General features: G+C 72.4%; 9 protein-coding genes. 8 read left to right on the plus strand and 1 reads right to left on the minus strand.

Features of this window, described 5'->3' with window-relative positions; all coding sequences use genetic code 11:
- The 7 genes from rho to AB0K34_RS45135 form a co-directional block, all read left to right on the plus strand.
- A partial coding sequence (gene rho / locus AB0K34_RS45105; protein ID WP_364554666.1) for a transcription termination factor Rho occupies positions 1-1,302 on the plus strand: 1,302 nt, incomplete at its 5' end.
- Between the two features lie 239 nt (positions 1,303-1,541).
- Positions 1,542-2,921 (plus strand): sensor domain-containing protein, encoded by a 1,380-nt coding sequence (locus tag AB0K34_RS45110; protein ID WP_240807054.1) that lies wholly within the window; start codon positions 1,542-1,544, stop codon positions 2,919-2,921.
- A 77-nt stretch (positions 2,922-2,998) separates the two neighbouring features.
- On the plus strand, positions 2,999-3,652 hold the full coding sequence (locus AB0K34_RS45115; RefSeq protein WP_138632625.1) for a response regulator transcription factor: 654 nt from the start codon (positions 2,999-3,001) through the stop codon (positions 3,650-3,652).
- Between the two features lie 218 nt (positions 3,653-3,870).
- Positions 3,871-4,089 carry a 50S ribosomal protein L31 gene (gene rpmE, locus AB0K34_RS45120; protein WP_021598595.1) on the plus strand — a complete coding sequence of 73 codons (219 nt, stop codon included), beginning with the start codon at positions 3,871-3,873 and terminating at the stop codon, positions 4,087-4,089.
- A 144-nt stretch (positions 4,090-4,233) separates the two neighbouring features.
- A complete protein-coding gene (gene prfA / locus AB0K34_RS45125) occupies positions 4,234-5,298 on the plus strand; it encodes a peptide chain release factor 1 (RefSeq protein ID WP_364554669.1) in 1,065 nt (354 codons plus the stop codon).
- A gap of 80 nt (positions 5,299-5,378) precedes the next feature.
- Entirely contained in the window at positions 5,379-6,239 is an 861-nt protein-coding gene (gene prmC / locus AB0K34_RS45130; protein ID WP_138632453.1) for a peptide chain release factor N(5)-glutamine methyltransferase, read from the plus strand.
- An 83-nt stretch (positions 6,240-6,322) separates the two neighbouring features.
- A complete protein-coding gene (locus AB0K34_RS45135) occupies positions 6,323-7,183 on the plus strand; it encodes an L-threonylcarbamoyladenylate synthase (RefSeq protein WP_138632456.1) in 861 nt (286 codons plus the stop codon).
- 551 nt (positions 7,184-7,734) lie between these two features.
- On the opposite strand, the gene AB0K34_RS45140 is transcribed toward AB0K34_RS45135, so the two are convergent.
- Complete coding sequence (locus AB0K34_RS45140; RefSeq protein WP_138632459.1) at positions 7,735-8,166, minus strand: hypothetical protein; 432 nt, start codon at positions 8,164-8,166, stop codon at positions 7,735-7,737.
- A gap of 127 nt (positions 8,167-8,293) precedes the next feature.
- On the opposite strand from AB0K34_RS45140, the gene AB0K34_RS45145 reads away from it, so the two are divergent.
- Positions 8,294-9,065 (plus strand): DUF2207 domain-containing protein (locus AB0K34_RS45145; RefSeq protein WP_364554671.1); only part of this gene is annotated, 772 nt, incomplete at its 3' end.

Raw genomic sequence — 9,065 nt, forward strand, 5'->3', positions numbered from 1 at the left:
CGGGTCAGCGGGGCGAGGGACGGCGCCGTACGACTCAGGTCGTACGCGGGCGGCGGCCAGCACGACGATGACGACGGCAGCGGCCGGGGCCGGCGCGGGCGCCGGTTCCGCGAGCGCAACCGCGGCCGCGGCCGCGAGCGCTACGAGGAGCCGGTGATCACCGAGGACGACGTCCTCATCCCGGTCGCGGGCATCCTCGACATCCTCGACAACTACGCCTTCGTCCGGACGACCGGCTACCTGCCCGGCCCGAACGACGTGTACGTGTCGCTGGCGCAGGTCCGCAAGAACGGCCTCCGCAAGGGCGACGTCATCACCGGCGCCGTCCGGCAGGCGCGCGAGGGCGAGCGGCGCGAGAAGTTCAACGCGCTGGTCCGCCTCGACACCGTCAACGGGATGGAGCCGGAGCAGGCCAAGGGCCGCGTCGACTTCACCAAGCTGACCCCGCTGTACCCGCAGGAGCGGCTGCGGCTGGAGTCCGACCCCGGCATCCTGACCACCCGGATCATCGACCTGGTGTCGCCGATCGGCAAGGGCCAGCGCGGGCTGATCGTGTCGCCGCCGAAGGCCGGCAAGACCATGGTGCTCCAGGCGATCGCGAACGCGATCACCAAGAACAACCCGGAGTGCCACCTGATGGTCGTCCTGGTGGACGAGCGTCCGGAAGAGGTCACCGACATGCAGCGGACGGTGAAGGGCGAGGTCATCCACTCGACCTTCGACCGTCCCGCCGAGGACCACACCACGGTCGCGGAGCTGGCGATCGAGCGCGCCAAGCGGCTCGTCGAGCTCGGCCACGACGTCGTCGTGCTGCTCGACTCGATCACCCGCCTCGGCCGGGCCTACAACCTGGCGGCGCCGGCGTCCGGCCGGATCCTGTCCGGTGGTGTCGACTCGACCGCGCTCTACCCGCCGAAGCGGTTCTTCGGCGCGGCGCGCAACATCGAGAACGGCGGCTCGCTGACGATCCTCGCGACCGCGCTGGTGGAGACCGGGTCCCGCATGGACGAGGTCATCTTCGAGGAGTTCAAGGGCACCGGCAACATGGAGCTGAAGCTCAACCGGAGCCTGGCCGACAAGCGGATCTTCCCGGCGGTGGACGTCGACCAGTCGTCCACCCGCAAGGAGGAGATCCTCATGGCTCCGGAGGAGCTGCGGGTCGTCTGGCAGCTGCGCCGGGTGCTGCACGCGCTCGACACGCAGCAGGCGCTGGAGCTCCTCATCGAGAAGATGAAGGAGACCAAGTCCAACGCCGAGTTCCTGCTCCAGGTGCAGAAGACCACGGTCTCCGACGACCGCTGATCGCGCGCGCCGGGCGCCACCGCTGATCGCGCCCGGCGCGGCCCGGATCCGGGTCTGAGCACGCGTGGAACGCCCCCGTCCGGGTCACCGGGCGGGGGCGTTCCACGTCCGTCCGCGAAGCGGGCACGGCGGCGTGGTGGGGTTAGCCCCACCCCCCATCCGCCGGTCCACGTCATGGTCGCGGCGGCCCCGCCCCGGCACGCTGGGATCGTAGGTTGGGAACGGGCACGGAGGACGATGTGGGCGAGCTGAGCAGAGACCCCGGCGGCGGCGCCGTCGGATGGGCCGCGACACGGTGGGCCGCGGCGACGCGCGGCGGCGGGGACGCCCCGTCCGTCCTGAACGGCTCCTGGGCGCCGCTCGCGATGGCGCGGTCGTCGGTGACCTGGCGCTCCGCGCTCTACCTGGGCGTCAGCATGGCGTTCGGGCTCGCCTGGTTCGTCACGCTCGCCGTCGGGCTGGCGCTGTCCCTCGGGCTGCTGATCATCTGGGTCGGGGTGCCGCTGCTGGCGCTGCTGATGGTCGCGTGGCGGTTCGGCGCGATGCTGGAGCGCCGGCTCGTCCGGGCGGCGTTCGGCGTCCGCGTCCCGGACCCGTACCGGCGGCCGCCCGAGAGCCGCAACCCGCTCGCCCGCCTCAAGGGCATGGCGGCGGACCCGTCCACCTGGAAGGACCTCCTCTACCTCGGCCTCCTGTTCCCGGTCACGCTGGTGGAGCTCGTCGTGTCCGCGGCGGTCTGGGGCGCGACGGCGACGACGCTCGGCCTGCCGCTGATCGTGGCGGTGGACGACGGCGCCGAGATCAACCTCGGGTTCGTCTCGTACTGGGCGGGCAACCCGCTGGAGGCCCTCCCGGTGATGGTCGTCGGGCTGGTGTTCCTCACGCTGGCGATGTACGTGACGCGGGCGCTCGCGATCGGCCACACGGTGTTCGCCGCGCTGCTGCTCGGCCCGAGCCCCGCGCAGGCCGAGAATGTGGAGCTGCGCAGGCGCACCGAGCACCTCCAGGCCAGCCGCGCCCGCGGGGTGGACGCCGCCGAGTTCGAGCGGCGCCGCATCGAGCGCGACCTGCACGACGGCGCGCAGCAGCGGCTGCTGGCCGTCGCGATGGACATCGGCCGCGCCCGCGCCAAGCTCGACGACGACCCGGAGGGCGCGCGGGCGCTGATCGAGCAGGCGCACGCCGGCACCAAGGAGGCCATCACCGAGCTGCGCGACCTGGCCCGCGGCATCTACCCGGCGATCCTCACCGACCGCGGCCTGGACCCGGCGCTGTCGGGCCTCGCGGGCCGCGCCCCGGTGCCCGTCCAGGTGAGCGTCGACCTGCCGGAGCGCCCGCCGGCGGCGGTCGAGAGCATCGCCTACTTCATCGTCGCCGAGTCGCTGGCGAACGTCGCGAAGTACGCCCGCGCGACGCAGGTGTCGGTCCGGGTCGCCCGCGAGGACCGCTGGGTGGTCGTCGAGGTGATCGACAACGGGGTGGGCGGCGCGACCGCCCGGCGCGGCGGCGGCCTCGCCGGGCTCGCCGACCGGGCCGCGACGATCGACGGGATGCTCATCGTGGACAGCCCGCCCGGCGGCCCCACGATCATCCGCGCGGACCTCCCCTGCACCTGGTGACGGCCGCCCCGGCGACCGCCGGCTCCTGGCTCGGCCCGCGCATCGGCGGGCCGGGCCGCGGGCACGATAATGGGGCGATGCGGGTAGTGATCGCCGAGGACTCGGTGCTGTTGCGGGAAGGGCTCGTCCGGCTGCTCGGCGACGCCGGGATCGAGACGGCGGCGACCGTCGGGGACGGGCCGGGCCTGCTCGGCATCGTTGAGGAGCACGCCCCCGACCTCGCCATCGTGGACGTCCGGATGCCGCCGTCGTTCACCGACGAGGGGCTGCGCGCGGCGCTCGCCGTCCGGGAGCGGCGGCCGGGCACGCCGATCCTCGTCCTGTCGCAGTACGTGGAGGAGCGGTACGCGACGGACCTGATCGGCGGCGGCGCCGAGGGCGTCGGCTACCTGCTGAAGGAGCGGGTCGCGGACGTCGCCGAGTTCATCGACGCGGTGCGCCGCATCGCGGCCGGCGGGACGGTGATCGACCCGGAGGTGATCGGCCAGCTGCTCGGCCGGCGCCGCAACGACGACCCGCTGGAGTCGCTGACGCCGCGCGAGCGGGAGGTGCTCGGGCTGATGGCGCAGGGGCGCTCCAACGGGGCGATCGCCGCCGACCTCGTCGTCACCGAGGGCGCCGTGGAGAAGCACATCTCGAACATCTTCATGAAGCTGGGCCTGCAGCCCGCGCAGGGCGGCCACCGCAGGGTGATGGCGGTCCTGGCCTATCTGGGACGCGCCGCGGGGTGACCGGGCCGTGCCGCGGGGGTGACGGGACGGCGCCGCGGGGTGACCGGGCGGCGTTGCCCGTCCAAGATCGGGAATGCCCGGTGACCTCGCCACGTTCGGGTATCTGGCACACTTGAGGTGCAACCGCTGCGGTACCGGTTCACGCCCCTCACATCTCCCATGGCCCGGCCATGCGAGCATGACGGGCGCCCGGCGACCGCCCGAGGCGAGGAGAACCGATGAAGCCCGACATCCACCCGAACTACGTCGTCACGACCGTGACGTGTACGTGCGGCAACACCTTCGAGACCCGCAGCACCGCCGAGAACGGCGTGATCCACGCGGACGTCTGCTCGAACTGCCACCCGTTCTACACGGGCAAGCAGAAGATCCTCGACACCGGTGGCCGGGTGGCGCGCTTCGAGCAGCGCTTCGGCAAGAAGAAGGCCGGCAAGTAGGGCGAGCGCCGCACACATACCAGGAACGGCCCGGGGACACTCGCGGTCCCCGGGCCTTTCGAAGTCGGCAACCGGGGACGGCCGCCGTCTCCGGGCCGGGTCGGCCGCGGCGGCCGGGCCGGCCGGAACGGGTCAGGACACAGCGTGAATCTCGACGATCTGATCAGCGAATACGCGGGCATCGAGGAACGGCTCGCCGACCCGTCCGTCCATGCCGACCAGGCGCTGGCGCGCAAGCTCGGCAAGCGGTACGCGGAGCTGCGGCCGATCGTCGAGACCCGGCGCGAGCTGGCGGCCACGCAGGACGACCTGGCCACCGCCCGCGAACTCGCCGGTGAGGACCCGGCGTTCGCCGCCGAGGCCGACGACCTCGACAAGCGCCGCGAAGACCTGGAGGAGCGGCTGCGCAGGCTGCTCGTCCCGCGCGACCCGAGCGACTCCAAGGACGTCATCCTGCAGGTGAAGGCCGGGGAGGGCGGCGAGGAGTCCGCGCTGTTCGCCGGCGACCTGCTGCGCATGTACCTGCGGTACGCCGAGCGCATCGGCTGGAAGACCGAGATCATCGACTCGCACCCGTCCGATCTCGGCGGCTACAAGGACGTCACCGTCGCGGTGAAGGCCAAGGGCGGCGCCGAAGAGGGCGTCTGGACGCGGCTGAAGTACGAGGGCGGCGTGCACCGCGTGCAGCGGGTGCCCGCGACCGAGTCGCAGGGCCGCATCCACACCAGCGCGGTCGGCGTCCTGGTGACCCCCGAGGCCGAGGACGTCGACGTCCAGATCGACCCGAACGACCTGCGCATCGACGTGTACCGGTCGTCCGGTCCGGGCGGGCAGAGCGTCAACACGACCGACTCCGCCGTCCGCATCACGCACCTGCCGACCGGCGTCGTCGTCTCCTGCCAGAACGAGAAGAGCCAGCTCCAGAACAAGGAGCAGGCGCTGCGCATCCTGCGGTCGCGGCTGCTGGCGATGGCGCAGGAGGAGGCCGACGCCGCGGCGGCGGCCGAGCGCAAGAGCCAGGTCCGCACCGTCGACCGCTCCGAGCGGGTGCGCACCTACAACTACCCCGAGAACCGGATCTCCGACCACCGCGTCGGCTACAAGGCCTACAACCTCGACCAGGTGCTGGACGGGGACCTCCACAACGTCACGCAGGCGCTGGTCGACGCCGACATGGAACGCCGGCTGGCCGAAGCCCAGAAATCATGAGCGAACCGGGGGGTGCGGGGGGGCGTCCTCCCTCGGAGAACACGGGCGCGGGGGGTCGTCCCCCCTCGAAAGACGGAGTCATGAACCTGCTGCTCGACGAGATCGCCAGGGCCACCGCCCGCCTCGCCGACGCGGGCGCGGCCTCGCCCCGCGCCGACGCCGAGGAGCTCGCGGCGGCCGTGCACCAGGTGCGGCGCTCGGAGCTGCACGGCGTCCCCGACAGCGCGTTCGACGCCCGCTTCTGGGAGTTCGTCGCGCGCCGCGAGGCCGGGGAGCCGCTGCAGCACATCACCGGCCGCGCCTACTTCCGCTACCTGGAGCTGAAGGTCGGTCCGGGGGTGTTCGTCCCGCGCCCGGAGACCGAGGTGATGGTCGGCTGGGCGCTGGAGACGCTCCGCGACATGGACGTCCGCGACCCCCTCGTCGTCGACCTCGGCACCGGCTCGGCCGCGATCGCGCTGTCGATCGCGCTGGAGGCGCCTCGCGCGCGCGTGCACGCGGTGGAGAAGGACCCGACCGCGTTCGTGCACGCCACCCGCAACATCGAGGAGCTGGACGAGCGGGGCCGCGTCCGGCTCCACCTGGACGACTTCGCCACCGCGCTGCCCGAGCTGGACGGCACCGTCGACCTGGTCGTCAGCAACCCCCCGTACATCCCGATGAGCGAGTGGGAGTACGTCCCGCCGGACGTCCGCGACCACGACCCGGCGGACGCGCTGTGGGGCGGCGGCGACGACGGCCTGGACGCGATCCGGGTAGTCGAGCGCACCGCCCGGCGGCTGCTGCGGCCCGGCGGCTACGTCGCGGTCGAGCACAGCGACCTGCAGGGCAACGCGGTCTACTGGGTGTTCGCCGAGGAGAACGGCTGGCGGGACGTCCGCAACCGCCGCGACCTCACCAACCGGGACCGCTTCGTCACCGCCCGCCTCGCGACCGACTAGCCACGGCTCGCGGGTGTGAGCCCCCGCTATCCTGGGCGGTGCCAATCCGATGAGCGCCGCGCGAGATGGGAAGACGGGCGATCGTGAGCCGACGTTATGACTGCTCAGAGCCGATGGAGCGCACGCGCGGGATCGCCGAGGCCGTGTCGGCCGTCCGGCGCGGCGAGCTGATCGTCCTGCCGACCGACACCGTGTACGGGGTGGGCGCGGACGCGTTCGTGGCGCCCGCGGTGACCAAGCTGCTGGAGGCGAAGGGCCGCGGCCGGGAGATGCCCCCGCCCGTCCTGGTCGGCTCGGTGCGGGCCGCGACCGCCCTGGTGGACGACCTCGGCGTCTACGGGCAGGACCTCATCGACGAGTTCTGGCCGGGCGCGCTGACGCTGGTGTGCCGCGCGAACCCGAACCTCATGTGGGACCTCGGCGAGACCAAGGGCACCGTCGCCGTCCGGATGCCGATGCACGAGCTGGCGGTGGAGCTGCTGAAGGAGACCGGCCCGCTGGCCGTCAGCAGCGCGAACCTGAGCGGCCAGCCCGCGGCCCGCAACATCGACGAGGCCGAGAAGATGCTCGGCGACTCCATCTCGGTCTACCTGGACGGCGGCGTGTCGGGGCATGCCGACCCGTCCACGATCCTCGACCTGACCGGCCCCGTCCCGCGCCTGCTGCGCGCCGGCGCCGTGCCCGTCGACAAGATTCGCGCCGTGGTCGGCGTCCTCCTCACCGACGACGACGAGCCCGAGCAGGACGGGGCGGACGAGTCCGTAACGGCCGCCTCCGAGCCCGAGCAGGCCAAGCTCTCCCTCACCAAGGAGAAGGCCCCCGAGGCGCATGACGAGCCCGCTGAGGCCCCTGCGGACACCGCTGAGGCCCCCGCCGCCCAGGCCGAGCCCGCCGCCAAGCCGCCCCTGACGAAGAACGACCCGGACACCGCCAAGAACGACTGACCTCGGACGGCCGACCCCCGGCCCTGCCGTGCGCCTCTTCGCAAGCTCCGTGGCCGAAAACGGCCGCCCTACTGGTCACCGGGCACGCCTGTGCCAGGCGTCCAGCGGACGAGCGTGGACGCAAGGAGCGATGTGACACGCAGAGCACCGGGGGACGGAGAGCCGTCCTAACGGGCTCTGGGGCACGGTTTGAAGAAGCCTCCGAAGGCGGTCTGAAAGAAGTCCGGGAGTTGCGCGCGCTTTGCGTTGAGGCGCGAAGAGAACAACGATTCCCCGGCTTGATCCACGCCCCGCGACGGGCTAATGAAACTAGTGGAGATATCCGCCGCCGCTAGGCGAACGCTGCGCTCGCTGCGTCGGCCGGTGGCCCGCTTCACCAGCCAGGACGCGCTGACGGGCACCGCGTCCGGCCGATTCTTGATCGTCGGCTGCGGCCCGTCCGACCCGGGACGGCGCGCAGCCCCGTGAATCCGCGCTTTGCAAAGTCCCGGGAAAGCGCAAAGGCCCCGCCGGGCCGGGCGGGGCCTGTGTCGTCAGGCTGGGTCAACGGCTCAGAAGAGCTTCTTGCCCTTGCCGTAGTAGTACTTGCCGGTCTTCTTGTTCCGGCCGCACTCCTGCACCCACAGGTGGCTGCTGTAGCTGGAGCTGACGCTGATCTTGACGGTCGCCTTGCCGTCGTAGTTGTACTTCGCGCCGCTGGACGTCACGCCGATGATCTTGAAGCGCGACCAGTACTTCTTGTTGCCCTCGGTGAACAGGAACCGCACGCAGGCGGTCCAGCCGTTCTTCTTGGTGTCGCGGAGGTAGCCCTTGACGTAGGTCTTGCCGCCGCTCCGGGTGTAGGTGCCCCAGGCGTCGATGTTGCTGTAGGAGTTGATTGGCTTCCAGCTCGTGGCGGCGGCCGCCTCGGCGGGGGCGCCCACGGCGGCCATGCCGGCCATCAGGGTGCCGGCGGTCAGGGCTACTGCAGCGATTCGCCGCATAGGTCCCTCCAGGCTCAGTTCGGGGGGTTAGCGAGCGATAACTTAGCAGTGACCGGACGCTCCCCTCCCGGTACGCCCTCGCCGATGCACCGACACGATCATGACCGCCCGTGGAACCATGCCTGACGTGCGTGGCCGTGTCCGGGGGCGCGTGATCTTCGCGGGGCTCCTGCTGCCGATCATCGTGCTGATGCTGCCCGCTCCCGCCGGCGCCGCGCGGGGGGCCGCCGCCGGGGAGCGCATCCCGACCTACGACGTGGTGCTGCGGATCGGCGCCGACGGCGTCCTGTACGTCCGGGAGACGATCACCTACGACTTCGACCGGAGCGAGCACGGGATCGTCCGGCACGTGCCGTTCCGCCGCGGCGACCGGGTCTTCGACGTGCGGAACGTGCGCACGAGCTCCTCGACCGGCGCGCCGTCCCGCGTCCGGATGACGCGGTTCCTGCGGGACGTGCGGATCAGCGTCGGGGACCGCAACCGCGAGGTCCGCGGGCGCCAGGCGTACGTGCTGGAGTACGAGGTCCGGTGGGCGTTCACCCCGCGTCCGGGCCACGACGAGCTGGAGTGGGACGCGATCGGCACGGACTGGGACGTCCCGATCGGGAACGCGGCGGTGCGCGTCGAGGCGCCGGTGCCGCTGCGGCGCGTGGGCTGCCGGGCGGGCGCGCCGGGCGCGTCTACCCGCTGCCTGCGCGACCGCGACGGGCCGTACGCCGTCGACTTCATCCAGAACGGGCTCGCCCCGCACGAGGGCATGCTGATCCGGGTCCGGCTGCCCAAGCACGCGATCGCCGTGCCGCCGCCGCGCAGCGTCCCGCCGCGCTGGGTCGGCGGCTGGCCCGGCACCGCCGTGCTCGCCCTGGCCCTCGGCGCGGTGGCGATGCTCCCGCGCTTCC

The sequence above is a fragment of the Actinomadura sp. NPDC049382 genome, from assembly GCF_040677125.1.
GTDB lineage: Bacteria > Actinomycetota > Actinomycetes > Streptosporangiales > Streptosporangiaceae > Spirillospora > Spirillospora geliboluensis.